Raw genomic sequence first — 25,842 nt, 5'->3', positions numbered from 1 at the left:
CTTGTCCATGCGTATGTCCTTTATTTTGGATTTGGATGGTTTACTACCGCCCAACCATTATAAAGGATTTTTTTATGTCAGGATTGGATTACAGAAAATTCAGACTTAATGAAAACGGTGAATTATTTTAATGCGACGCTAGTGATTTTTTATATGAAAATTATTTTCAAACAAGCTAGGTTTTTAACCCTGCTTGTTTTTTAATACGGATAGTTTGTTCATATTTATTGGTTTTTTTCGCGATATATACACCTATACTGAAACTCTTGATTTAGTAAAGTGGCGACAATGATAAAAAAGTTACGATTAATAACCCTGGATATTGGCTCAGTGGGCCACGTCCGAACGATGCTAGGTACGTGCTTTCCTTGTAAGTCGCCGTTTACAAATGGCCTTTATTAGCTTCAGGATGAGTTTGGAAGGGTATCTGTAACCTTATTCCCGCAAGTTTCTCATCTTGTTCAAGAGCTGTTACTAGAAGATGAATTGCTTTACAGTGAGAGAACGCTTGAAAAGCGCTTTGGTAGACCTCAAGTGAAAGTAAAACATGCACAAACGACGAAAAGAATATGAAATTGAAGTAATTTTAGAAATTGCATAAATTTTTATACAGTTTCTTCTTTACTTTTAAATAATTATTTTGTAAGATAAAGCCATCTTCAAAAGTGGCCAGACCACTTTTGAATTCATTCAGTAAGAGACGCCATCATCTGAAGGTGGTGGATTTTGTTTCTTTATAGTAGGTATCCAAACACCTACTGAATGAAGATAAAGCCTTTGGATGCAATGTTTATCTGCGCGAAAGGAAAGCGACAGCGATAATTATTCCAAGGCGAATAGATTGACTGAGGAGTTGATCGTATGGATAAAAAAACCGAACAAAAGAAAGTGTTTTTAGATATCGTCCAACATTTACGACAACTTATTAAAATGAAAAAAATACAGGCTGGTGAAAAGTAACCTTCCGAATGAGTCCTTTCAGAACGTCTGGGTGTCGGGCGATCCTCTGTGAGAGAGGCATTGCGAAGTTTAGAGTTGTTAGGTCTTATTGAAACGAGACATGGGGGAGGTACGTTTCTAGCTTCTACACAAAAGCATCAGCTCGTAGAAATAAGATAAAGCCTTTGGATGCATTGTTTATCTGCGCGAAAGGAAAGCGACAGCGATAATTATTCCAAGGCGAATAGATTGACCGAGGAGTTGATCGTATGGATAAAAAAACCGAACAAAAGAAAGTGTTTTTAGATATCGTCCAACAATTAAGACAACTTAAAATACAGGTTGGTGAAAAGTAACCTTTCGAATGAGTCATTTCAGAACGTCTGGGTGTCGGGCGATCCTCTGTGAGAGAGGCATTGCGAAGTTTAGAGTTGTTAGGTCTTATTGAAACGAGACATGGGGGAGGTACGTTTCTAGCTTCTACACAAAAGCATCGGCGTACGATTAATTGTCTGGATGTTTTACGAGAAATAATCATCACGTCAGAAATCGTTTTTTACTAAAGTCTGGTTTCAATTAACAGTTTATGCCAGTGATTGTTTAAATCGAAACTCAACAGAAGAAGAAAAATTAATCATTCAAACTATGTTGAAATTGATGCAGCTTGGCTATGAAAAAGAAGTATTAAAAGCTTACTTACATAAATGCTGAACAAGGCATTTAGACAAACATAGGAGGAGTAAAATATGGCAGTACGTAGCTTATTTAGTAAAAAGAAAGAGGACGGACAGGAAAAGGGATTTCCAGAAGGACTTATGACAAAATGTCCAGAATGCCGTCACATTCAGTTAACAAAGGAATTAGAAAAAAATCATAAAGTGTGTACAAAATGCGACCATCATTTCAAAATGACTGCACAGGAGCGCGTAGCATATTTCTTTGATGAAGATTCATTTGTTTCAATGGATGATCATTTACAAACAAGTAATCCACTTAATTTCCCTGATTATGTAGAAAAAATTTCAGTGGCTAAACAACAAACGGGATTAAGCGAAGCTGTACTGACTGGGGTAGGTACTCTTGATGGAGAAGAAATTGTTGTAGCAATTATGGATTCTCATTTCCGTATGGGCTCAATGGGCTCCGTTGTAGGAGAAAAAATCACACGTGCCGTTGAAAAAGCTATTGAATTACGTGTACCGGTTATTATCTTTGCTGCTAGTGGTGGAGCGCGCATGCAAGAAGGTATTCTATCATTAATGCAAATGGTAAAAACGAGTGTGGCATTAAAACGTCATAGTGAAGAAGGACTATTGTTTATTTCGATCATGACGCACCCTACATACGGTGGCGTTTCAGCAAGCTTTGCTTCTGTTGGAGATATTAATATTGCAGAACCGCAAGCATTGATTGGCTTTGCTGGTCGCCGTGTAATCGAAGAAACATTAAGAGAAAAATTACCAAATGATTTCCAAAAGTCAGAGTTTTTACTAGCGCATGGTCAGCTTGATGCAGTTTTCCATAGGAAGGATTTACGAAACCAAGTAGCAATGCTTGTAAAAATGCATACAAAAGGCGGTGTGCAACATGTCTAAAAATTTAGCTTTTGAAGAACCAGTAGTACAATTACGAGAAAAAATTGATGAATTAAAAACGATTGCTACAGAGGCAAATGTAGACATGACAGGTGAAATCGAAAAGCTTGAAACACGTCTAACACAGCTAGAACAATCTATTTATGCCAATATGAAGCCATGGGATCGTGTACAGGTTGCTAGACATCCAGAACGACCAACAACTTTACAATATATAGAAGCTATGTGTGAAAACTTTATTGAGTTACATGGAGATCGTACATTTGGTGATGATGCAGCTATTCTTGGAGGAATTGCTCTCTTTGAAGGACAGCCCGTAACAATTGTTGGACATCAGCGCGGAAAATCAACTAAAGAAAATATTCGACGAAATTTTGGTATGCCACACCCTGAAGGATATCGTAAGGCATTACGCTTAATGAAGCAAGCTGAGAAATTTAAGCGCCCAATTATTTGTTTTATTGATACAAAAGGAGCCTATCCGGGTAAGGCAGCCGAGGAACGCGGCCCAAGTGAAGCCATTGCTAGAACTCTCTCTGAAATGGCGATTCTAACAGTTCCAGTTATTAGTATTGTTATTGGGGAAGGCGGAAGTGGGGGTGCAATTGCATTAGGGGTAGCTAATCGCGTCTTTATGTTAGAGAACTCAACGTATTCGGTTATCTCGCCTGAAGGGGCTGCATCGATCTTATGGCGAGATGGTAGCCTAGGGAAGCAAGCTGCAGAAGCAATGCGGATAACAGCAACTGACTTAAAAGAGCTTGACGTTATTGATGGAATAATCCCTGAAATAACTGGTGGAGCACACCGCAATGTTGCGAAGCAAGCATTTTATATAAAAGAATGTATAAACGTCACACTAAAAGCATTGAATTCCCTAAATGGCGAACAATTAATTGAAGATCGCTATGAGAAATTCAGAAAGATTGGACAATATACAGAAGCTTAAATTCATTTTTAGGTTTTTGGACATGTGAATTTGTTCGTAAAGAGAGAAAAATTGTTTCTTAAATAAAATAATATCCCAATGATGGAAGAAAAAAAGAGTTGTAGTTTGTAAAAAAGATTGATCATTTATAATATAGTTCGATTATAAAAGATTGATATTTTTGTAATATAGTTTGATAAAAATAATTTCGCATTTAAATAAAACCCATTCATTTTGATCAAACTTCCAACCGTAAAAAGCCTTTTATAGTTAATGCAGTACGGAAGTCTATTTTTGAATCGGGATATGCGGAAATAAATAATACATTTGTTCATTTTGACTCTTCTCAGCTGGAAACCTATAAAAATCATATAGATATCTTATTCGGCGCTTATCACATTCCTTGTTCTGTTATTGTTGCTAGAAGAATGCAAGAAGTGGAAATCCCTAAAGAGTTAGCAAATGATCCTACAATATTAAAAATTATCATTCTCTATGTTACACCAAGCAAGTTATTTATAGTGACTTAGTGGATTATTAGAACAAGATTTTGATGCTATAAAATGCGAAGAATTGATAAAAGAAGCAGAAAAACTAGAACGAAAATTAAAACAAGTATATAAGAAATTATATGTTCTCAATCATTTTAGAAATTCTTTAATGAGAAAACCTTTTTCGACTGTTGATAAAGTAATGTACGAGAAAATTTTGATATCCATTAAGAAGTTTCTTTTGTCAAAAGATCTATACTTAAATAAAGATGTAGAAGCATTAGTTATCGCAGTCGATTGGATAAAAAATGAGGGTATTTATTTTAAAAATGTCCCATATACAGTACATGATGTAACATTAACCATTCAGCATTTTCGGAATAAAATGGGAAAATAAGTATGGGAAAACATCTGATTATTATTGTAATTATTAAATGAGAAACGTACCAAGCATATTTTCGATATTAAAATAATCGTTTTTTATCAATCATGTTTTCATGGGTTATTTTTATCTTTTTATTTTTATAGTTAAAACATTCGAGTGAATTCTATGAGGAATAAAAAAAGAAGACACCAAAATCTAAACTTATTTGACAATTAAGTAAAGTTTAGATTTTGGTGTCTTTAAAGTTTAGACTTTGATGTCTATGTACAGATTTCGTCTCACTGTTTATAGTATACTTTTTACTGATATACAACTTCCTATAATTTATATTATGTAAACTAAAATTATTTGGCGTGCAGGAGGGCTTAGATACGTCAAATACCCATAATTGCAGAAACAACTTCACTCATACCAACAGAAGGAACAAACTGTTTTTGGGACTCTCCCTCTGTTTCAACTACTGGTAACATTAAAACAACATTTTCTTTATCAAAGTTCATAAAATCTTCGTCTCCTTATCCAATTTCATCATATCCAACCTCTACTTCAGTAAGTAATTGGATTCTATTTTGTGTCTCAATTTCTATACTTAAACGAGCACCTTAAAACTAATGCCTTTTCAGTCCGTAAATGCTTTGACGGTCTGTTTACAAACGCTATAAGAAAAAAACAGCCATACTAGATGTAACATAACACCTAATCCGGCTATCTTATTATTTCAATTTATTAGAAATTTATATTCTACAATTATATTTCAACCTCTGTTTCAGACAAATTCAATGCTTTTCCGCCTACCTTTACCTCAATAATTTCTTTCCCTTGAGTGGTTAACGCTATAACTATTTCCGAAGGTTTTTTCATACAGTAACCTTGCTCAACAGATATATTAATAACATATTCAGGTTTGATTTTACCATATTTATACAGATAACATGAAAGGGCACCATTGGATGTACCAGTTGCTGATTCTTCTGGAATTCCATATAAAGGTGCCAAATTTCTACAGTGAGCATTTGAACCCTCTAGTGATTCAAGAGTAAAAATATGATAACCAATGGTATTATATTTACTGCTGATATTTGTTACTTTTTCAAAATCTGGCTTTATAGAATTTAATATATCTAAGTTTTTAATCGGTACAAGAATATCCCTAAGGCCAGTAGATACAATTTGCACTGGTAGATCCTCCAACATTTCATCTATAGTAATATTTAAGGAATCTGCAATTTCCTCCTTGTCTATTATTTCATAATAGCTTGGAGCATTTTGATCCATCATAATTGATAGGTCTTCCATTACTTCTACATTTAAAATTCCAGACTTTGTTTCTTGAGAATATTTTCCTGGTTTAATATATCCTTGGCTTGAAAGTGTATAGAATGCTGCTATCGTTGCATGGCCACAAAGATCAACCTCTTCATTAGGCGTAAAGAATCTAACCTTGAAATCAGCAAGGTCTGACTTCATGACAAAAGCAGTCTCACTAAAACCGATGATACCTGCTATTTTTTTCATGTCCTCATTTGATAGATAATCAGCGCTAAGTACCACTCCGGCAGGGTTCCCTCCCTCAATGGATTTTGCAAATGAATTTAATGTATAAACTTTTAACTTCATAATATGATCCCTCCAAATTGTATATCGATTTTATATTTGCACGATTGTCCCAACATTCATTTCTTCTGCTTTTGATACAATATATTTTGAAACTGCAAGATCCTGCAATGCTATGCCAGTACTATCAAAAATCGTAATTTCTTCATCACTTGTACGTCCTTTCGCATTTCCAAGTATGAATTGTCCGATTTCAGTCAAATTGTTTTTGCCTAATATACCAGCCCTTATAGCACTTTGTGTTTCTCCGACTGTCGATGCTTGTGTAATATCATCTACATATACAGAAGCTACCTCAAAGATCTTTTCATCTATTTCCTGTTTTCCAGTCATGTCTGCCCCCACACAGCTGAAATGTATGCCTGGCTTAATCCACTCCTTAAAAATCAGTGGTTTTTGCGAAGGCGTTATTGTAATTACTGCATCGGTTTCTTCCAAAGCTTTCACTGGATTTTCTACAGCTACAAACTGAACTGACTCAATTCTTTGTTTCCAGCTCTTATTAAAAGTATCGTTGATATCATTTTTGATTTTTTCTAGTTCCGTCTTTATTGAATACTGTAATTTTGATGCATTTTCATATTTTACGGGGTCATATATATATACCTTGGTTATTGTCTGAACTTGAGATAGAGTGGCTGCTATTTGAAAAATCGCCTGAACTCCTGTACCAACAATCATTAGTGTTTTTGAATCTTGTTTTGATAGGTGTTTCACGCCTATTGAACCTGCTGCTCCAGTACGCATTCCTGTCAAATAACTTGCGTTGATCATTGCCTTAGGAAATCCATTCTTCAAATCAAATAACATATTCAGCCCTGTTATAGCTGGAAGTCCTTGATTTTTATTATCACCAAACCAAGAAACGAGTTTTAATCCAAACACATCTTCTTCATTAAGCATCCTTGATTTAATATCCATTTCTGCCCTACCCTCAAAAATCACCTCAGATACCATGGAGAATAGTCTCGCCTGATTGTTGGCTTTAAGCGCATAGGCTTTTTTTACACATGCTACTGTATTCTTGATATCAAGAATGTTCTTAACATCAGTATCACTTAGAATTCTTATTGGTACCATAGTTATCATTCTCCTTTAAAATTTCAATATCTGTTAATGTAATTGTATTTGAACAACAACAAAAAGTCTCCAACCATTCTTGGTTGTTATTTAACCAACCAAATGATAAAGTACAAGTACTATGATTTTGGAGGAATTTCATGTTAGATATCAACTGGAGACCTGATAGAAATAATCCTACTCGATTGAATTTACAGATTGTTAACTTCATAAAGGACAAAATAGCAACTGGAGAATGGCCGGTTGGTTTCAAATTGCCAAGTCAGCGGACACTTTCTGAAATTTTCAGTGTAAACAGAAGTACCGTAGTATCTGCCCTTGAAGAGCTGGCAGCTGAAGGCCTTATTAGCGGTAATGCTGGTGGTGGTACAAAAGTAATAAACAATACATGGACATTAATGTCCATTAATCAATCACATAATTGGCTTCCCTATATATCTTCGGGATTACATCAAACAAATCAAAATATAATGCAGCAGATCAATCAGGCTGAATTCCAACCTGATATCATCCGAATGGGGTCCTGTGAACCTTCCCCTGAATTAATACCTAACAAAATGATTCAGGGCGTACTAAAAAAACTGTCTAAGTCTACGGGATCGCTGGGTTATGAAGAACCAAAAGGAAATATCCATCTAAGAAGAGAGGTATGCACATACCTAAAAACAATAGGAATAGAAGCTGATCCATCCTCAGTTTTGATTACCTCTGGTGTTTTGCAGGCACTGCAGCTTATTTCCCTTGGCCTTTTGCACACGAACTCAGTAGTATATGTTGAAAAGCCATCCTACCTATACTCTCTTAGAACCTTTCAATCCTTAGGAATGCAGCTTTCGGGAATTAAGCTGGATGAAGAAGGCATAGAAATAAAAGAATTAATTGATCGACATAGGCGGAGAAAAGGAGCAATGCTTTTTACAATACCTACTTTTCAAAATCCTACCGGAAGCGTCATGTCACTTGAAAGAAGAAAAACGCTTGTTGATGCGTGTGATAGGGAACGTTTGCCTATTATCGAGGATGATGTATATAGGGAGCTTTGGTTTGATGAACAACCTCCACAGCCAATAAAGGCATTTGATAACAATGGACTTGTATTATACACTGGTGGGATATCGAAGAATTTAAGTCCTGGTCTTAGGATTGGATGGATTGTTGGATCAGAAAAAGTCATTGAAAGATTGGCAGATATAAAAATGCAAACTGATTATGGAACCAGCTCACTCTCCCAGAGTGTAACCACAGAACTATTCTCTAGTGGTCTTTATTATCAGCATAACGATATAATGAGGAAAAATGTTAAGCTCCGAAGAGATGTTGCTCTTGAAGCATTAAAGAAATATTTTACCGGCATCGGTACATGGAACATCCCTAGGGGCGGATATTTCATCTGGCTTAAGTTAAATGAAGGTATATCCATGTACCAGCTTTTTACTAAAGCCTTAAATCGGAAAATACTTGTTCACCCTGGAGATTTGTATGAGTTTCACTCTGATCAATATTTAAGAATTTCTTATTCTTATGCATCCTTAAATGAAATTGACTACGGAATTAAAACTCTTTCAGAATTGGTAGCAGAACAAATTTTTTAAGTTTTATATAGAGATTTAAATATGGCAGATAATTATAAAAATGAGTATTGAATTACCACTGTATGAGATTCGAAAGCATTATCAACTCCTCTAGTTCCTGAAGTTTTGAATCATTAATTTCTTTGATGTTGCTACCAACTAATTTGACTAAACTATCCACAAAATCATTTCAGGATAATAAAAAAGTTGATAAGGAGAAATACTCCATATCAACTTTTTATCTTTTGTTAAGATGATATAGTATCAACCAGCTTATTTGTTCACTCTTATGAATAATTCTTATGAATATTGGACAAATCAACATTAAACGATAATTAGCATTATTCAAACGAATAATCCCCTTTTGAACGTTAAATTATAGGAAGCTTTCGATAATAAGAAAGTTATGACCAAGGTATTTATATTATGTAAACTAAAATTATTTGGCCTGAGGGAGGGCTTGAATACGTCAACACCCCATAATATCTGTACTTGTATATGGCCAAGAACTTTTAGACATTTTATTTTTATGGACAGATGAAAATTCATATAGTTTAAATAGCTCTATGAGTTCTATACCACTTTTTTCTATATAGGAGTCTCGTCAGATTTATGCGGATTAACAACGTTAAGAAATATACACGATTTTATGCAAAGTGAAGAACAAACCAAACAAGTAAAAATACTGCTACTTCAACCATTTACGCCACCTGTATAAAAAGACGTATAAACAGTGTTCATAAGAAAAGCCACGAAACGTTAATTTAACAACAGTTCGTGGCTTTTTGATGTGTTTCCAAACTTTTGTTTGGGAACGTTATTTTGTATGTGATTGAATCGAACTCGATGTAGGCTTTACTCGCTTTTGTGCTTCTGTTTTTAAAGCATTGATTGTTTATTTTATCCGACTTTAGATTGAATGTTTTTAGTGTTCTTTTTTAATCCCGTTGCAACCCCAATCATACAAAATGTTATTGCAAGAGAAGACCAATCGAAAGAGCCTAACTTAACTAAATCATAAGTAAAAGTGATAATAGCAAGAACTGCGATAATGTAAAAAAAGCAAAGTAATAATTTCATAAAAAATACCTCATATATTAATATAATCCTACATATTGTAACATTATTCCTTTTTTGTTTCTATATCAGACAAATAATTTCTAAACAAGTTCCAAAACGTCGTTTAGAAAGCTTTCTTCGTAGAGTCACCAAAGTCTGATTCGGGATCGTTATTAGGTTTATTTATGTATAAGTTATAAATCCTTGTTGCACTAAAGCCTCCGTTACTTTAAGTACATTGCTTTACAATCTTTAAGGAAGACTTAGCTTTTTTTATGTTTCAAAACAACCCATGATACGACTTATGTAGTATTTTATATTTAAATATTTTTTACAAGTACAAATATTATGTGTATTTCATGTCAAATTCTTGTCTTGTCATTCCATAGCAAATACCATCATAATAGAATCCTTTGGTGAAAATGATACTTCTTAGTTGTCCCTCTTTTAGGAAACCTAACTTCTCATGCAAGCGCATCGATAGAGTATTAAAAGAATAAACAGTCATATTCCCTTTTTGATAGAAAAGCTCTAAAAAGAGGAAACGAAGAACCATAAGGATCATTTCTTTAGCGAACCCATTACCTCTGTATGGTTCAAATACAGCTAAATAATAATCGGAGGTTCTATTTTTTCGATTACTATCAAATGTTTCAATTATACCAACAATATTATTGTTACTGCAATAAAACGGATTCATCTTCCTCTTCCAATTGTCCTTCTACCCATTCTCTCATTTTTTCAGCTGAACGAGGAAAATAAAGTGAGTCCATATTTCGTTGAATAGTCTTTAGTTTTGTCCCCATTTATTTTCGAAAATAAGATGTTCTAAAGAACGTCTTTTTTCCCAATTAGCTAACTCTAAAATGGGCTTTTCTGGGTAATTTTCAGTATAACCGATTGATATAAGAGCAATGGGATCGATGTGCGGTGGTATTTCTAAAATGTCTCTAATATCATTCTTTTTATAAAAACTTACCCACCCCATCGCAAGTCCTTCAGCACAAGCTGCTAACCACATATTTTGAATAGCACAGGCTGTTGATAAAATATCTGTTTCAGGAATTGAATTTCGTCCTAATACATGGGAACCTCCTCTTGTAGGGTCACATGTAACACAAATAGTTATAGGAGCTTCTTTTAAACCCTCAATTTTTAAATCAAGGAATTTCATTTTTTTCCCCCCATCATAATGAATAGCTAATGCTTGGCTTTCTTTTTCTGCTGCCCAAGCCAATTTTTCTTTAATTTCGGCAGTGGAAATCAAAATAAAGTTCCAAGGTTGCATAAATCCTACTGAAGGTGCATGATGAGCTGCATTTAATATTCTATGTATAATGTTTTCAGGGATAGGAGTTGATAAAAAACTTCGAATATCTCTCCTATTATAAATAACTTTATAAATAGACTCTCTTTCTTCATTAGAAAACATAAATTTCTCCCCTTTTCTTTACAAAAATGTTTGTTTTTAATATTAACTGATTTTTCATTATTCTACCACGTAAGTTGAAGTAAAAATGCATCAGAAAGCGTGGCTTGGGTGTGTTTGTCCTTATCGTTGTATCCACATAAATCTGACTCCACCTCTTCTAACATTCGTCAAATCGATTAGCCAACGAAGCTCTTACCAGTGAGAGAGTTCATACTCCAGCCTTCACCAATATATATTATGTAAACTAAAATTATTTGGGCGTGAGGAGAGCTTGGATACTTCTTTAAGATCAGAACCTGTATTTCTAAATAAAAATCGTAAAGCATTAGATCCGCTGGGTTTTACATGTCATCTTTAAAGATGTGTTGAAACAGGCCTCCCACCTACCCGTTTCACGCTACATCATTTATGGCATACTTTTCTTTTAAGCTGTTTTCTCTAAATGATTTTACCTCGGATAAATGTTATTATGAAAGGTTTTCAAGAAGTAGTAAATAAAGAAGAATTACTGACTAAATTAGAGGTATTTTACCAGTTACACACTCCGCTTACAATTAAAATAGGCTTGTATCCCTAAATAAAATTAAGTAAAAAAACAACCGATAATCCCTTATTTAAAGGTTCACCGGCTTCATAAAAAGATAGATTGAACTGAATAAAATAATTATACAAGAATCAAGAATGAACTGCAGTTTCCCCTGGTACCGATGAAATATAAAATACCATTAATAAACGATCACCTGCAGTTACTGGTACTGGTTGGATAGTAGCCGATGCAAATACTAAAAGGCCTACGGGTATAGGTTCAGTAATAGATGGAACTAAATCAACGCTAGCACTTGTACCAGTAAAAGTATTATTACCTACAGGTGCATGAAAAATTTGAGCACGGATTGCCACAGCTCCTGATTCTACCTCCCCCCCGAGTGCATTATATGAGGCTGAAATAGCAGTTATCTTCCCGTCACGTGGGACGGTGAAGGCTTCACTAAAAAATCCGGTTAAATTAATCGTATTATTTGCAATAGGTACAAGGTCTACAGAAGAATCAAACCCTATGAGACTACCAAGTCTATTGCCAAGTATATTTTCAACGATTGTTTGTCTTCCAGAGGAGAAGGGAATTATTGATCCACCTTGATTTTCTCCGCCATTCCTATTTTTTGAATTACAATTGATATCTGTGGCCACAAATGGGCCTAAGTTATTACAGTCATTTCTTGCTGATGAACTATTACAATTATTTTTACACACAAATTTCCCTCCTTTTATCGCTAAGATATGTGGAAGAACGTAAGTGAGAAGGGCTATATACTTGATAAATATTTAAGTTCAAATATTTTAGCACAACAAATTAAATACACTACACAGATATTAATGAGGTACTTGATCTCATTTCCTCTTATCGTAAAAAAAGGAGCATGATTTTAACCATGCTCCTCTCTAATTTATAAGTGTTCTCACTTCACTAGTCCTAGTAAAAAACACCCATTTCACCCTTATATACACTGTCTCGTGTAGTTATAATTTTACCGTAATATTCAAAATTTGTGGCTACATCCTCTTTAGAAATCCCTTTATTTGTATATTTTTTACATCCTGCGTTCCAACGCATATATTAGTCATTTACTTTTTCCTTACAAAAGAAAAAACACCCAGAGTAAGCGAGCAGACTAGTCCAATTTAGAAAAATGGATAGTTTGAACACTTACATAGAGTGTTTTAAGTACCTCTATATAGTTGGTTGAGGTTATGAAAGATATTTAATGACGTTTTTTATGTTTAGACAGCTTTTCATGCTTTTGCTTGTAATGCCTCAATTGCTTGCGCTACTTGCTCTTCTGTTAAATTATGACGCACGATGTAGCGGTTGAGCGCATGCTTTGTACATTCGATGGTACAGCCACCTAAATGTTTAGCTTCATTTTCTTCAGATGCGATGATTTGCTTGTTACATTCAGGGTTTGCACAGTTAATGTAACGTTCACAAGGTTCACCGTCATAGTGATCACGACCGATAATCACGTGCTCTACTTGATTGATTGGCACCGTTAAACGTTCATCAAATACGTACATTTGACCATCCCATAATTGCCCTTTTGTAACAGGGTCTTTTCCATATGTTGCAATACCGCCATGTAATTGACCGACATCGCCAAAGCCTTCACGTTTCATCCAGCCTGAAAACTTCTCACAACGAATCCCACCCGTGCAATATGTTAAAACATTTTTCCCTTCGAATAGCTCGCGGTTTGCACGTACCCATTCTGGTGTATCACGGAAGTTTTTTACATCTGGTCGAATCGCGCCACGAAAATGACCGACATCGTATTCATACGTGTTACGCACATCTAATACTACTGTATTTTCATCTTGCATTTCAGCAAGGAATTGTTCTGGTGACAGGTAGCGACCTGTTAATTCATGTGGGTTTACGTCTTCTTCTAAGCCTAAGTTTACTAACTCAGGACGCGGGCGTACGTGCATTTTTTTGAATGTATGCCCATCTGTCGCATCAATTTTGAAGACAATGCCTTTAAATAATGAGTCTGCTTGCATGTTTGCCATGTATTGCTCTGTTTGCTTAATCGTACCTGAAACAGTACCGTTAATGCCCTCATTGGCTACTAAAATACGACCTTTTAAACCGATTTCTTTACACATGGCTAAGTGCATTGCCGAAAACGCAGCTGGATCTTCAATCTTCGTGTAATGGTAATATAATAAAACTTGATAATTCATTGTTTCCACCTATCATTTCATATATTTGCAGGATATACCTGATAGTGTCTTTTACGACCTATTAACCATACAGGATATTCATTTAATATGCTATCGGTAATTAGACTGAAATAGGTATGAAAATTGTTTTCAAAGAATTTGTGAAGTGGTCATCAAACCTTTTTTATTAAAAAGTGTTATTCCATTAATCTGGTCCGTTTGTGGAATAAGAAAAAATCCTGCTGATACAGGATTTCTAATAAAACTTTATTAAAATAATCAATGTTTAATTTAAACTATCGAACTTTGTTTTAAATGATCAATCTTTTTTATAAAACTACTTCTTTTTTCACAAAATTACCAAAGCATTAGCTAATAATTATTTTAAGAATTGTTGATTTATCCACCGTCCAGTGTATGTTGTTTCACCAACCAATACCATTATTTTCACTCACTAGGTAACCAAATGAAGTTGCTAATTACAATGATATTTTTATTGTATTAGTTGCTTCCAGAGATAATTTTTGTCTGTAGTGCTCTAATCATACTTTGATTTATTGAGTTATTAAATTCTTGCCATTTCATTAATGGCTCCGAAACCATCGTATTAGCCTTTCTTGCTAGGTCATTGTACATTAATCCGGTTCTAACTATGATTGAAATGAATTCATCATTGTATGTTTCTAATAGCTTCTAAAAATTTTCTAGATGAATATTCCATTTTTTCTTCTTTTAAAATATATTTGAGTTCTTAAAAAAATTTAAGTATCAATATTTATCCATTCTGAATCCTCGGATGGTGCAAGATGAGTTCCTTCTTTATAAATAGCTCCATTTGCTTTTTCTTTGCGTATTTCTTCGGGAAGTAAGTGAATTAACGTTACCAGTCGAGTTCTCGGATAGAGACTTTAATAATGCTCTCTTTGCTTCATTCTCAAAATCAGTAGCGTTCACTGCATTCCAAAACAGCTTCTGGCTCCCTTTCCTCAAGAGATCGAAAGTATCCGTATAAGCTGTATTGGTCGAACCTCCTTTACCTAATACTGTTAAATTTTTAAAGCCACTCTTAAAGAAATTTAATAATGCACCGTTCTTCAAGGATTCCGTATCCCAAATTAGGCCTATTAATTTTAATGTTAGCTAAACATTCCATTCTATAAGTAATCCTGCCTGTGTATCCTACATCGAATAACAATAATAAGATAATGAAAAAAGAAATAAATATATTGATAAACGATAATAAATAGACTAATATCGTATTAAATCATATTTTCTTTAATTCAGTGAGGTGCTTCAAATGAATGTTAAACTAAGTTCAACTTTTTTCTTAAAGATCGTTGCTTTTCTTATAGGAATTGTGGTACTTGCAGTGTGTATATATTGGTTTCCACAAGCAGCTATACGAGATGCGAAAGTGCGTCCAGGAGATTACTCGATATATCCGTTGTTAATATGTGCATATGGGGTATGCATTACGTTTTCTGTTGCGTTGTATCAAGCATATAAACTATTAAATTATATAAATATAAACAATGCTTTTTCAGAGTTATCCCTTAAATCCTTGAAGGTAATAAAAAAATGTGCTGTTACAATTATTTTCTTCATTTTGTTTTTAATAGTTTACTTAAGGGTTTTTGCTATGTTCACGGGTGAAGACGCAGCGGGTCCGATAGCACTTGGTCTAATAGGGATTTTAGTAACAGCCATCATCGCTGCCATTATAGACTTACTTCAAAAGCCTATAAAAAATATCCTAGAAAAAATGTAGGTGTTTATTATGCAAGTATAACTACTTTCCCTACTGAATTATGACCCTTAAATGAAAAATGGTCGAAGCAGCTATAAAGGATTGAATTCGGTATTGTACCGAGCTCAATCCTTTTAATTTCTCTTTTATACGTTTGTGATTATAGTATTCAATACAGTTCAAGTTCACGCTTATTACTCAACAATATGGCCCTTTTCATGAATAAAGACGCTTTTCTTATTACGGAAAAGCTGCCTTTAATGGAATAACTAAACTTTTTTTGTGGCCTTTAAGTGTGTTTTCTAACTTTCATTTGGGCACGTTATTTTGATTTGATTTGTATAATTAATTCATTTCTTCAGTTAAAAATCTCTCTCCAAAAGTTGTCAGTCTGACTTTAGTTAGATCAACAGAGTGAACTCTTTCATCGTCATATGTATCATCATCACCAAACCAATAAATTGTAACATCGGCAATATATGTTCTATCATGCATATACTCAATAAGATCTGCCCACATGTCTAAGTTTAAATTGTAATCTGTATGAACAGGTATATTTCCATTTTTGATTTCATGTAAGATATTAAGTATTATTTCTTTGTTTTCCAATTAACAACACCACCTTTCGAATACTTTATGAATTCCAGTCTATAGTATATATAACCTTCCTAAAGCGGTGTTTGGCAACAATTTTTACTCAATGATTGTTAATCAAGATAGACAGAATTTTAATCAAACTTTATTAAAATAATATATGTTTAAAATTATCGAACTTCGTTTTAAATGATCAATCCAATCTATACACCTCCTTTCAAGCGCCCTTTATTTTAGAATTTTTTCCATCTATTCCTAATTTCTAACCCCCTCTGCCAAATCCTTTTTTAACTTTAACAGTATGAATTACTTTACCTACTTCTTCCCCTCCAGTTTACATAAAATAAAAAAAATAGAAAGGAGATAGTGAAATGAATTCTAAACACTCAAACAAAATATTTGATTTTATTGTAGTTGGAACAGGACCAGCTGGGGCAGTAATAGCTAAAACACTAACAGACAATAAAAAAACCTCAGTCTTAGTTCTAGAGGCAGGAGAAAACAATGATAGAGATGAGCCAATAAGAGATTCTAGATTTGCTCCAGAACTAGAAGAGCAATTTTCCGCAGAATATTTTTGGCAAGGTGAAGGAATACCTCTACCTGGAGTAGATGACAGAAAATTTGAATGGACAACGGGGCGGCTTTCTGGGGGCGGATCTTCAATCAATGGTGAACAATATGTTAGACCTACACCAGCTGTTTTAAAAGAATGGGAACGTCTTTTAGGTAACTTATGGTCCCCTGTACGAGCAAATCGTAGCTTTAAACAGTTAGAAAACTTCTATGGTGAAACAAGTTGTTCTGAATTTCATGGCTTCAATGGTCGTTTAAATATCAGGCAAGCCCCTAACAATCCACCAATTATAACGAAAAAATTAGTTTCAGCGATCGAACAAGCAACAGGTTATAAACAAATTCTTGACTATAATAACCCAAAAACCCCTATTGGTCCTTTTACTCAATGGCAACTATTTCAAAAGATGAATGGAGAACGTGAAAGCTCTTCTACCGCATTTTTATCTTCAGACATTATGACTCCTGGTGGATACGGGGTGAATGGACGTAAGTTAAGGGTTGTTTATAAGTCAACCGGACTTCGTATTTTATTTAAGGAGAAAACAGCAATAGGTATTGAATATCTACAGGAAGGTAAAAAGGTCCAGGCTTTTGCCCGTAAAAAAGTAATTATTTCAGCAGGTATAAACAGTGCGCAATTATTAATGTTATCTGGAATCGGACCTTCAAATGATCTACATCAGGCCGGTATCCCCGTTATTTTTAACAATCCAAATGTAGGGAAACATTTGACTAACCATACCTTAAACCCTGCTACATTTAGTGTGAATCCAAAAGATATCCCTCAGTTTCAAAACGATCCCTTTTCCCTTTATACAGGAGGTGCCTTCTTACCAAATCCACTTAATAGGAGTAACAATCACCGCCGAGGAGTTCAACTCATTGGGATTGTTGCAGAAGAAAGTTTAAATATTGCTATTTTATTTTTACAGCCAAAAAGTCAAGGATCCATTAAAATACAAAATAACGACCCCTTAAAAATTGTCCTTGCGGATGAAGGTTTCTTAGAAAATGAATATGACCTAGAAGCAATAAAGGCTATTTACAAAGTTTATATTAAAGGCATTGCGGAAAAACTTTCAAAAATCGACCCACATTATCAGCTTGTAAATCCCACATTAAAGACCATTGATAATGATGATGAACTTGAAAACTTTATTAAAGAAAATTTTGATCATAATCACCATCAACAAAGCTCACTTCGTATGGCCCCTATTGATAAAGGTGGAGTAGTAGATCGGTATGGCAATGTACATGGCGTCAATAATTTAATGGTTGCTGATGCACAAATTATTCCTTTTACAGTAGATGGTAACACGTCTGCATCTGCATATCTAATTGGATATACCATTGCAAAACGTTTAATGGATGGTAACGTATAAGTCGTTTAGCTGATAATACGAACAAAACCCTACCATTAACTCTGATTTGTTTGCATTTTCTAAAATCCTTTTTCGAGTGTGATTTAAGAAAGCTTTTGCTATCTGAATAAATATCGTGTTCTTGTAACAACCAGCTAAGTTCATCTCTCTAATGAATAATTTTTATGAATATTGGACAAATCTACATTAAACCATAATTAGCATTATTTAAACGAATAATCCCCTTTTGAACGATAAATTATGAGAAGCCTCCGATAATAAGAAAGTTGTGACCAAGGTATTTATATTATGTAAACTAAAATCATTTGGCATGGAGGAGGACTTGGATACGTCAACTTCCCATATATAAATTAAAGATGTTGCTTATGATCAATCTACTTTCTTATAACCCCGTTCTAAATTAAAACGGGGTTTATGCTTGTTTGTGGTTTGTTCAACTTCCGTTATTAAACCGTCTATTTAACGGCCTGAATAATAGCTGAGACAATATAATTTTTTAATTTATAATTAGGTTCAAATTCACGGATAGATTCTTTTGAATCATCTCTCAGTTCAATGATATTAATAAATACTTTGAACTTTTAACTAGAAAATCACTATTAAATTAACATAAGCATACTATAACAAGTATATTTGATACGAATCATACATACATTGATTTTAGTATTTCTCATTAAAGCAGAAAGTCTATAATTATCCTAGTGATGGAATTATAATATAAGCAAAAATTTTCTATAAAGATAGGATGATGACAATTATTGAAAAATCTGTTCTTGCTATGGTTATATTACGTGTATTGTCTGGAAGTATTGAAGTAAGTGCTGGATTGTTGATGCTAAAGTTGAATAATTTAGAAAAAGCATTCTTTATTAACACAATGCTTGCATTGGTTGGTCCAACAGTTTTAATCGTAACGACAGCAATTGCATTATTTGGACTAGCAGATAAAATTCCTGTGACGAGAATCATTTGCCTATTTACGGGAATTACTCTTATTATTATTAGCTCACATGTTAAGTAATAATAAAGTATTCGAACCATAACAGAGCTTTTTTATTTCTAAAATCTATTTCTCAGGCTATGAACTATACAAACTATGCTATCACGGCATATTAATAGTAATGTAAAGCTATTTTAGCCTTACACCTCCGAATTTTGTTACAAAGGGTCACTCCTATCCCAAGTGACCCTTTTTTATCTTATATTATTTGGTTAAAGCTTCATCGAGATTCAGTAACACGTACCAATGCCATTCTCGATCGTTCTCAAAGCGCACAATAAATGCCTTCCGTGTTTTACGGAAGGCTTGAAATTATAATAAGAATTCTACTACTCAAGATATAAATGCTTAAAATAGAACTTTTTATAAACTATGAATTAATATGATTTTATCGTACAACTTTAACCTTTCCTTCCTAATATACGTGATTCTCATGTTTACAAAATAAATATTGGCATTCGTGAAAGCCTCAAAAGGACCCGGGTCATGTGTGATGATTTTTTTTATATTTTTTTAAAAGAAGGCTTCCACTCTGACAAATCCTGATAAACAAATGTTATATTGTTACATATTTTATTTGCTAATTCATACATATGTTCTATATTATTAGCCGTAAATAATATATATCCTTTGCGCCCTGTACTGTCTACAATAGTTGGTATGGTGTCGCCCTCTTTTACTAATAGATCAACGAATACGATCTCGGATATGTTAGCTAACCCTTCATACTTGATTTCTTTTAGGCAACCTGGTTTTGGAATCAAGCTTAAAGACATAGCTTGACATTTTGAAGGGACACATCTAAATTCATCTAGAGTCCTAGTGGCTAATGCATCATAATAGTATCCGAATTGAGATATGCCGGTTGTAAGTTCTACCATTTTCCAAATGTTACCTCCACCTATCCTAACTTGAGACTCTATGATAATTGGCTTATTTTGTTTGTCTAGCTTTACTTCTGTATGAGTAGTGCCATCTTCCAGTTGCATGTCGTCCAAAAATAGCATTACTTTGTCAATGATTAATTTTTTTTGAGATTCTTCTAGAGGTGCTGGCATAATAGTATAGTTGATTAAAAACGTATCTTCTTTAAATATTTCAGCTGATATAGCTAGTATAGAATGTTTTTTGTTATAAGAAACGGCTTCGACCGTATAAACTACATCTCCTTCAACATACTCTTCCACTAAAATAGGTAATTGAATACCATTATCTTTCATAAATCCCTCTATGTCATCTCCCATGTCTAGCTTAGATACACCTTTACCACCTGCGCCAATCGCAGGTTTTATGATCATACTATTTTTTTTATGCAAAAATTCACTAATATCTTTTATGTTGTTGCAAACCATCGAATCTATCGAATAGTCTTTGCCTGCTAGAAGTTCACGCATCATGTCTTTATTGCGGGTTATCATATTTGCGTTGTAAGAAAATCCTTTAACATTAAGAATCTTTGCAATGATGCTAGCCGTATCCAAGGCTGCTTCGTTGAAAGATACAACCACATCAAATGGTTTCTCTTTGAACAATTCTTCAGCATAGTACACACTCACGGGAATGTTTGTTGTGTCTATTTCTTTTTTATAGAAACACTTTTCTAAGATAGTTCCATCGAAATATATGTGTTTACTGTAAGATCCAATATACGAAACAGTATATCCCCTGTCTAAAGCATCTTGTATGGGTTTAGTCCATCCCCCAATAAATAAAACATGTGATATAGTTTCTTTGCCAGTTCCTTTTGATATCTTATCCATCATCATCATCTCCTCTAAATTGAACCCGAATATTCAAGGTTGGTCCCTTTTGATATGCCTCGTCTTAACAACACTATTAAACATAATGATGTTCCGAAGCCTCCTATAAATAGAGTTGTTTGAAGCCCAACTATAGAAACTAAAAATGCACTTGCAAAACTTCCTAATGCCCAAGCTCCCCAATTGAGCGTACGCTGTACAGCATTTACTCTGCCCAGCATTTGACCTGGTGAGGCAAGTTGTCGAATGGTTGCAGCGTAAGGGCCAAATACACCTTCTCCCATACCATGTATGATACTTGCAGCTACAATACCGTAAACGGTTCCTAAGTATCCCATGATTGGTATAAGGGACAGACCGATAACTGATACAGTAGCGCTATAAATAAGCATGTTTGTATTATTAAATTGTTGACCTTTTTTAACGAGTATCGTATTGCCTATTAAAAATCCCACTGCCGCCGAACCTACAACAAAACCTATTTCAAGTTCAGATAGACCCATTACCTTATAAAGGAATATTACTAAAATGCTATTTAGTATGTACTTGAAAAAACCGTAAACAGCGCCACAGCTTACAATTGGTTCTAATACAGGGTGGCTTTTAAAATATATCAAACCTTCATATATGTTTTTATGTATCGATTTTAAATTTACGTTTTTTAAAGAGCCTTCTGTATGCGGTTTAAACCTTGAAATAAATAATACACACAAAAAACAAACAAAATACGTTATTGCGTCAACAGTGAATAAGCCTGTTAATCCAACTAGAGTAATAACGATCCCTGCTAGCATAGGACCAATTACAATAGAAAGAGACTCTGAAAGGGCTAGTTGAGCATTTCCCTTTTTCAAGTTGTCTTTACCTGGTAATATTTCCGGTAAGAAAGAAGGAATTGCTATGTTGTAAAACGTGGTAAATATTCCGTTTAAAAACATGAGAATCACCAGTAAAGGGAACGTTATTATATTTGTTACAGTCAGTATGAATACTGATAAAAATAAAACACCTTGACATATACTACAAATTAGCAAAACCTTTTTTCTATGAAGGATGTCTATCAAAGCACCGGCTACTAATCCGAAAATTAGGTAAGGAATAAATATAATTCCACGAAGCATGGCAGCATTCGCCTCACTTGTTTCTAGTACCTCTAATGCAAAAAGAGGCAAAGCTACTACTGTAAACTGGGTACCTAACAAACTGATAGACTGTCCTAGCCAGAGCTTGTAAAAATTAAAATATTTGTTATTTTTCATGTGACACCTCTATGAATTACAGAATGGTTTACAGAATATCCCTGTCGACTTTACAGCATAGAAAAATTGATTATTGTACGCTGATAATTGCTTGCCACTTTTCATCTGTAAACATTTCTCCATCATTCAAATTTCTATACTCATGGCTCTCTTTATGTCCGTTATTGATACTATCCACTATTTATCTCACCTCTCCTTTCAATATACTCTCTGGATTTAAATAACAAGATATTGAATTTCAATTTTACTTAGAATCGTGAAAAATAATTCCAAGACCGTATCGTGCTCCAGAAGTAACCGTGCTTACTCCGTGCCGAACTGTATTTTTGTAATATCCTTTTTTACCTAGAACAGGTCTATAGTTAGTAGGAAAGATTAGTGCACTACCTTGTTCTAAAGTAATGACATGTCCCCTACTCTGAGCACGAGGAATTTGTTCCACTAATAGAGATTCTCCACCGCAGAAGTCTTTATCTCGTTGATTTAAAACAAATACTACTTGAAACGGGAAAAACAGGTCGCCATATAGATCTTGATGTAAACAATTAAACCCTCCTGTTTCATACTTTAATAGTAAGGGTGTCGGTCTAGTTTGTTCATATTTTTCACAGGTGTTCAAAAAATCTTGAAGATGATCTGGAAACTGTTCTGTTTTCTTTAAATAGCCCAACCATCGATTGGCTGTTTTGACCAATTCTAAATAAAAAGACTCTCTTAAACTTTGAATGATTTCAGGTAATGGATAGGAAAAATATTTGTATTCCCCATTCCCGAAGCGGTATCTCATCATATTGATAGTTGTTCGGTATGACTCTTCCTCACAATACAATTCTATGAAGTATTCACATTCCTCCTTTGTTAAAATCACTGGAAGCTTTGCAAATCCTTGCTCATCTAAATCATTTTGAATTGAATCCCAATTTAAGTTTGCGATACGTGTTTTAATATCTTGGATCACTTTTATTCACTCCTATTTATTATTCTTGATAAATAACACTATAACCCCATCATTCTAAAAAAATAAGGTGTTAAGAATGTAATAGCAAGATAACAAAATAACAAAAGATTATGATGTAATAAAGTAAAATTACTCTTAATAAGATGAGGAGAATGAAAAATAACATGGTATGAAGTCAATAATGTGATAGTTATTACATTACCCGAAGATTTTGATATAGTTGGAAACCTAGGCTATCTAACAAGGAAAAAAATGAATGCATGTATGTTATAGAGAATGATGTCATAACAAAAGTTATAGCTATTGGGGAAATTCGGTCATTAGTACAGATAAATGTAATGAATTATAAACAAATGAATGTTCAAAAAGTGGAAACGAGAAGAGATTGTGAACTATATTTATAAGTGGTTTGATCTAAATAACGATTTAACGCCATTTTTTGAAATGGCAAAAACAGACTCCATACTGAAAATGCCAGCTCAAAATTCTATGGATTGCGAGTTATCGGCATTCCCGATTTATTTGAAGCTTTATGCTGGGGAGTTTTAGGGCAACAAATTAACTTAACCTTCGCGTACTCCTTAAAGAGGCAATTCGTAGAAAAATATGGGGATTCAGTCGAATGGAGTTATAAAAAGTATTGAGTTTTCCCTTCGTACGAACAAATGATCAGTGGCAATGCTAAATTAATGGCAAATGGAGAATTATCGAGGGAACAATTAATGAATATGAACTTTAAGGATGCTGAAAAATACTTACTAAAAATACGAGGAATTGGTCCTTGGACAGCCAATTATGTTCTAATGCGCTGCCTTAGGTTTCAGACAGCATTTCCAATCGATGATATGGGTCTAATTAATTCAATAAAAATATTACGAAATATGGACCGTAAACCTACAAAAGATGAAATATTAGAATTATCGTGTCCGTGGAAAAACTGGGAATCATACGCTACCTTTTATTTATGGCGTGTTCTTTATTAAACAATAAAAGGAATCCGTTCTGATAAAAGATAATTCAAAACGGATTCTTTTAAACCTTTTATGAGCCTGATTGTATAATAAAAAACATTATTTTTTTACAATCGGTATATAAATATCAAAATGCGGATCGTTCGGATCTTGATCAACTGGATAATGTTCATGTTTAATCGGCATATAAGGATCATAGTATTCTACACCAGCTTCTCTAAATACGGTATAGTCGCTCTCAAATAACCATTGATGTAAGTCCGTATAGGTTTTTTGAATATCTTCTCCTTTGTGATGAGTCGTCTTCACATACGTCCATTCAGGAACCGATATTTCGATCATTCCCTCAGGAATTTCCTGCTCCTCACTCACTTCATACACTGCGTAATATGCGAATCCATTGTCCATTACATGATAGGACAAACCTAATTGGATAGTAGGATTCACTCTATTCTCTAACTCATCGGCACGGTCTTGAGCTTGTTGAATGACATTTTTTAAATGAGGTACGATTTCAGAGAACGTTCCCTCCCATTTTAATCCTACTGCCCGATAGGCTGGTAAAGTTATAATTTGAAAACTCAAGTTATCTACCTCCCTTTCCCCTAAGTAATAACAATTATTTCAAATATAGCGAAATTTCACAATATAAGAGGAAGTAAAATGGAAGAATTCAAAGTAGAAAAAGCAATACAAGCTATTTATCCAGACGATTTCGCTTGGTGGGTGTGGTTGACTGAATAAGGATGGACATCACCTTCGAACTGGTTGGCAAGGAGATAAGACGGTTATCATCTTTACACCTAATTCCAAATATATGGGTATTCCTAGATTTTTATATGGTGGTTTACTCGCATCTTTAATCGATTGCCATGGATCTGCTGCGCTTACGTTGCATCATAAAAATGGACATGAAATTGGTGATGGAGCAGAGCCACCTCGATTTGTAACGGCTAACCTGAATGTAGATTTCCTTAAACCGACCCCGCAACACGTCCCATTAAAAGCAATTGGTTGAAACCAAAGTGTACGCTGAAGATACTCTCTGTGATCGCGGTACAGTAGTTCTTGTCGTTATGCCTAATACTTTTCTAAAAAAAATGATTAACACTTGTGACTATGTACATCTGAACGCTTTTTTAGTGTAACTCTAATACGAGGTGTTTCTCTGGATAGGGCCCGATCTATTTACTTTTGTCTCGTAACGCTTGTTTATGCTGTCCTGAATAGGTGAAATGATATAAGGATTGAAGATTTCTCCATACGGTTAGCATAAGTGTCGAGAACCTTTTCCCTTCACGGTTCTTCAGGGAAAGTGACACCTTCTGTTGAAAATATCTCTATCAAGCCTGATTTAGTTGACTGTTGATATACTCCATTGCCAACTTGATAAAATTCACGAGAGCTAGGGTGGTCATAGGATTCCAACAGTATAGATTGAAACGAATGCTATAAATAGCCCTCCATTTTTCGTCTTTTTATAGATATATTCAAGTAAAGGTATGTAAATCCCTTTTTCAACTAAACTGCATTGTTAGTTTAAGTACAATTCATCACTCGAGTATCAATAAGATGATGTCTATCAAACATATCATCAATTATCGAACATTTTTATGAAGCTATAATAAAAAATAAACAGCGCACTTACTATCTAAGAACGCTGTTTTTACTATTATTTAAAGAATTCTGAAGTTGTTTTTGCTTGCATATGAAGCTGTAGGTAGTCTGGGCCACCAGCTTTTGAGTCTGTACCTGACATGTTGAAGCCGCCGAATGG

General features: G+C 34.2%; 25 protein-coding genes and 5 pseudogenes. 11 read left to right on the top strand and 19 right to left on the bottom strand.

The genetic code is table 11. From position 1 onward, the window contains the following. Window positions 1-861: 861 nt before the first annotated feature. The 5 genes and pseudogenes from AC2CGN_RS25190 to AC2CGN_RS25170 form a co-directional block, all read left to right on the top strand. Window positions 862-1,113 (top strand): annotated as a pseudogene (locus AC2CGN_RS25190) (FadR/GntR family transcriptional regulator); the annotation flags it as partial. A 230-nt stretch (window positions 1,114-1,343) separates the two neighbouring features. Beyond that, window positions 1,344-1,502 carry a hypothetical protein gene (locus tag AC2CGN_RS25185; protein ID WP_484516923.1) on the top strand — a complete coding sequence of 53 codons (159 nt, stop codon included), beginning with the start codon at window positions 1,344-1,346 and terminating at the stop codon, window positions 1,500-1,502. A gap of 183 nt (window positions 1,503-1,685) precedes the next feature. After that, a complete protein-coding gene (accD, locus tag AC2CGN_RS25180; RefSeq protein ID WP_484516921.1) occupies window positions 1,686-2,534 on the top strand; it encodes an acetyl-CoA carboxylase, carboxyltransferase subunit beta in 849 nt (282 codons plus the stop codon). After that, complete coding sequence (locus AC2CGN_RS25175) at window positions 2,527-3,483, top strand: acetyl-CoA carboxylase carboxyltransferase subunit alpha (protein ID WP_429981888.1); 957 nt, start codon at window positions 2,527-2,529, stop codon at window positions 3,481-3,483. The genes accD and AC2CGN_RS25175 overlap by 8 nt, the downstream gene beginning before the upstream one ends. A gap of 711 nt (window positions 3,484-4,194) precedes the next feature. Continuing rightward, window positions 4,195-4,350 carry a hypothetical protein gene (locus tag AC2CGN_RS25170; protein WP_429990183.1) on the top strand — a complete coding sequence of 52 codons (156 nt, stop codon included), beginning with the start codon at window positions 4,195-4,197 and terminating at the stop codon, window positions 4,348-4,350. Window positions 4,351-4,712: 362 nt separating this feature from the next. Here AC2CGN_RS25170 and AC2CGN_RS25165 read toward each other — a convergent pair whose 3' ends face one another. The 3 genes from AC2CGN_RS25165 to AC2CGN_RS25155 all read right to left on the bottom strand — a co-directional run bounded on the left by AC2CGN_RS25165 (window position 4,713) and on the right by AC2CGN_RS25155 (window position 7,032). Next, entirely contained in the window at window positions 4,713-4,838 is a 126-nt protein-coding gene (locus tag AC2CGN_RS25165; protein ID WP_484516918.1) for a hypothetical protein, read from the bottom strand. Between the two features lie 247 nt (window positions 4,839-5,085). Continuing rightward, window positions 5,086-5,955, bottom strand: a complete 870-nt coding sequence (locus tag AC2CGN_RS25160) for a PhzF family phenazine biosynthesis protein (protein WP_484516917.1) — start codon at window positions 5,953-5,955, stop codon at window positions 5,086-5,088. Between the two features lie 30 nt (window positions 5,956-5,985). Continuing rightward, window positions 5,986-7,032, bottom strand: a complete 1,047-nt coding sequence (locus tag AC2CGN_RS25155; protein ID WP_484516915.1) for an ornithine cyclodeaminase family protein — start codon at window positions 7,030-7,032, stop codon at window positions 5,986-5,988. Between the two features lie 140 nt (window positions 7,033-7,172). Here AC2CGN_RS25155 and AC2CGN_RS25150 point away from each other — a divergent pair, with 140 nt between their 5' ends. After that, window positions 7,173-8,624: an aminotransferase-like domain-containing protein gene (locus AC2CGN_RS25150; RefSeq protein WP_484516913.1), complete on the top strand. Its 1,452-nt coding sequence runs from the start codon at window positions 7,173-7,175 to the stop codon at window positions 8,622-8,624. 879 nt (window positions 8,625-9,503) lie between these two features. On the opposite strand, the gene AC2CGN_RS25145 is transcribed toward AC2CGN_RS25150, so the two are convergent. The 6 genes from AC2CGN_RS25145 to trhO all read right to left on the bottom strand — a co-directional run bounded on the left by AC2CGN_RS25145 (window position 9,504) and on the right by trhO (window position 13,836). After that, complete coding sequence (locus tag AC2CGN_RS25145) at window positions 9,504-9,683, bottom strand: hypothetical protein (RefSeq protein WP_484516911.1); 180 nt, start codon at window positions 9,681-9,683, stop codon at window positions 9,504-9,506. 325 nt (window positions 9,684-10,008) lie between these two features. Next, window positions 10,009-10,362 carry a GNAT family N-acetyltransferase gene (locus AC2CGN_RS25140; RefSeq protein WP_484516909.1) on the bottom strand — a complete coding sequence of 118 codons (354 nt, stop codon included), beginning with the start codon at window positions 10,360-10,362 and terminating at the stop codon, window positions 10,009-10,011. Continuing rightward, window positions 10,340-10,468, bottom strand: coding sequence for a hypothetical protein (locus AC2CGN_RS25135; protein ID WP_484516907.1), 129 nt, complete (start codon window positions 10,466-10,468; stop codon window positions 10,340-10,342). Before AC2CGN_RS25135 ends, AC2CGN_RS25140 begins: the two co-directional genes overlap by 23 nt. Further along, window positions 10,453-11,094 carry a 5,6-dimethylbenzimidazole synthase gene (gene bluB, locus AC2CGN_RS25130; RefSeq protein WP_484516905.1) on the bottom strand — a complete coding sequence of 214 codons (642 nt, stop codon included), beginning with the start codon at window positions 11,092-11,094 and terminating at the stop codon, window positions 10,453-10,455. The genes AC2CGN_RS25135 and bluB overlap by 16 nt, the downstream gene beginning before the upstream one ends. Before the next feature lie 675 nt (window positions 11,095-11,769). Next, entirely contained in the window at window positions 11,770-12,348 is a 579-nt protein-coding gene (locus tag AC2CGN_RS25125) for an exosporium glycoprotein BclB-related protein (protein WP_484516903.1), read from the bottom strand. A gap of 540 nt (window positions 12,349-12,888) precedes the next feature. After that, the gene (gene trhO / locus AC2CGN_RS25120) at window positions 12,889-13,836 is read right to left on the bottom strand and encodes an oxygen-dependent tRNA uridine(34) hydroxylase TrhO (RefSeq protein ID WP_484516901.1); all 948 of its coding nucleotides are present in this window, start codon (window positions 13,834-13,836) and stop codon (window positions 12,889-12,891) included. Between the two features lie 1,276 nt (window positions 13,837-15,112). Between trhO and AC2CGN_RS25115 the strand changes: the two genes are divergently transcribed. Continuing rightward, window positions 15,113-15,583 carry a DUF2975 domain-containing protein gene (locus AC2CGN_RS25115; RefSeq protein ID WP_429990187.1) on the top strand — a complete coding sequence of 157 codons (471 nt, stop codon included), beginning with the start codon at window positions 15,113-15,115 and terminating at the stop codon, window positions 15,581-15,583. Window positions 15,584-15,613: 30 nt separating this feature from the next. On the opposite strand, the pseudogene AC2CGN_RS25110 reads toward AC2CGN_RS25115, so the two are convergent. Further along, window positions 15,614-15,736, bottom strand: a pseudogene (locus AC2CGN_RS25110) (IS3 family transposase); the annotation flags it as partial. Between the two features lie 171 nt (window positions 15,737-15,907). Further along, entirely contained in the window at window positions 15,908-16,171 is a 264-nt protein-coding gene (locus AC2CGN_RS25105) for a hypothetical protein (RefSeq protein WP_484516899.1), read from the bottom strand. 356 nt (window positions 16,172-16,527) lie between these two features. On the opposite strand from AC2CGN_RS25105, the gene AC2CGN_RS25100 reads away from it, so the two are divergent. Both AC2CGN_RS25100 and AC2CGN_RS25095 read left to right on the top strand, forming a co-directional pair. Then, the gene (locus AC2CGN_RS25100; protein WP_484516897.1) at window positions 16,528-18,117 is read left to right on the top strand and encodes a GMC family oxidoreductase; all 1,590 of its coding nucleotides are present in this window, start codon (window positions 16,528-16,530) and stop codon (window positions 18,115-18,117) included. Between the two features lie 745 nt (window positions 18,118-18,862). Next, window positions 18,863-19,138 carry a YqhV family protein gene (locus AC2CGN_RS25095; RefSeq protein ID WP_286925388.1) on the top strand — a complete coding sequence of 92 codons (276 nt, stop codon included), beginning with the start codon at window positions 18,863-18,865 and terminating at the stop codon, window positions 19,136-19,138. A 482-nt stretch (window positions 19,139-19,620) separates the two neighbouring features. Here the strand turns inward: AC2CGN_RS25095 and AC2CGN_RS25090 are convergent, their stop codons facing one another. The 4 genes and pseudogenes from AC2CGN_RS25090 to AC2CGN_RS25075 all read right to left on the bottom strand — a co-directional run bounded on the left by AC2CGN_RS25090 (window position 19,621) and on the right by AC2CGN_RS25075 (window position 23,094). Then, window positions 19,621-20,877, bottom strand: coding sequence for an ATP-grasp domain-containing protein (locus AC2CGN_RS25090; protein ID WP_484516895.1), 1,257 nt, complete (start codon window positions 20,875-20,877; stop codon window positions 19,621-19,623). Between the two features lie 14 nt (window positions 20,878-20,891). Continuing rightward, window positions 20,892-22,136 carry an MFS transporter gene (locus AC2CGN_RS25085; protein WP_484516894.1) on the bottom strand — a complete coding sequence of 415 codons (1,245 nt, stop codon included), beginning with the start codon at window positions 22,134-22,136 and terminating at the stop codon, window positions 20,892-20,894. Window positions 22,137-22,148: 12 nt separating this feature from the next. After that, window positions 22,149-22,317 (bottom strand): annotated as a pseudogene (locus AC2CGN_RS25080) (Ada metal-binding domain-containing protein); the annotation flags it as partial. A gap of 63 nt (window positions 22,318-22,380) precedes the next feature. Continuing rightward, window positions 22,381-23,094, bottom strand: coding sequence for a 2OG-Fe(II) oxygenase (locus AC2CGN_RS25075; protein ID WP_429981837.1), 714 nt, complete (start codon window positions 23,092-23,094; stop codon window positions 22,381-22,383). A 159-nt stretch (window positions 23,095-23,253) separates the two neighbouring features. On the opposite strand from AC2CGN_RS25075, the pseudogene AC2CGN_RS25070 reads away from it, so the two are divergent. Then, window positions 23,254-24,077 (top strand): annotated as a pseudogene (locus AC2CGN_RS25070) (DNA-3-methyladenine glycosylase family protein). 87 nt (window positions 24,078-24,164) lie between these two features. Here the strand turns inward: AC2CGN_RS25070 and AC2CGN_RS25065 are convergent. After that, a complete protein-coding gene (locus AC2CGN_RS25065; RefSeq protein WP_429987339.1) occupies window positions 24,165-24,650 on the bottom strand; it encodes a GyrI-like domain-containing protein in 486 nt (161 codons plus the stop codon). Window positions 24,651-24,728: 78 nt separating this feature from the next. Here AC2CGN_RS25065 and AC2CGN_RS25060 point away from each other — a divergent pair. Then, window positions 24,729-25,213 (top strand): annotated as a pseudogene (locus AC2CGN_RS25060) (PaaI family thioesterase). A 36-nt stretch (window positions 25,214-25,249) separates the two neighbouring features. Here AC2CGN_RS25060 and AC2CGN_RS25055 read toward each other — a convergent pair. From AC2CGN_RS25055 to AC2CGN_RS25045, 3 genes are all read right to left on the bottom strand, one after another. Further along, window positions 25,250-25,339, bottom strand: a complete 90-nt coding sequence (locus AC2CGN_RS25055; protein ID WP_429981833.1) for a DUF3291 domain-containing protein — start codon at window positions 25,337-25,339, stop codon at window positions 25,250-25,252. Window positions 25,340-25,361: 22 nt separating this feature from the next. After that, window positions 25,362-25,493, bottom strand: coding sequence for a hypothetical protein (locus tag AC2CGN_RS25050; protein WP_484516891.1), 132 nt, complete (start codon window positions 25,491-25,493; stop codon window positions 25,362-25,364). A 244-nt stretch (window positions 25,494-25,737) separates the two neighbouring features. Continuing rightward, window positions 25,738-25,842 (bottom strand): hypothetical protein (locus AC2CGN_RS25045; RefSeq protein WP_484516925.1); only part of this gene is annotated, 105 nt, incomplete at its 5' end.

It is taken from the genome of Lysinibacillus sp. DFXJR4 (assembly GCF_057196045.1).
The sequence above is the reverse complement of the archived record's forward strand: the minus strand, read 5'-3'. Positions and strand labels throughout refer to the sequence as shown.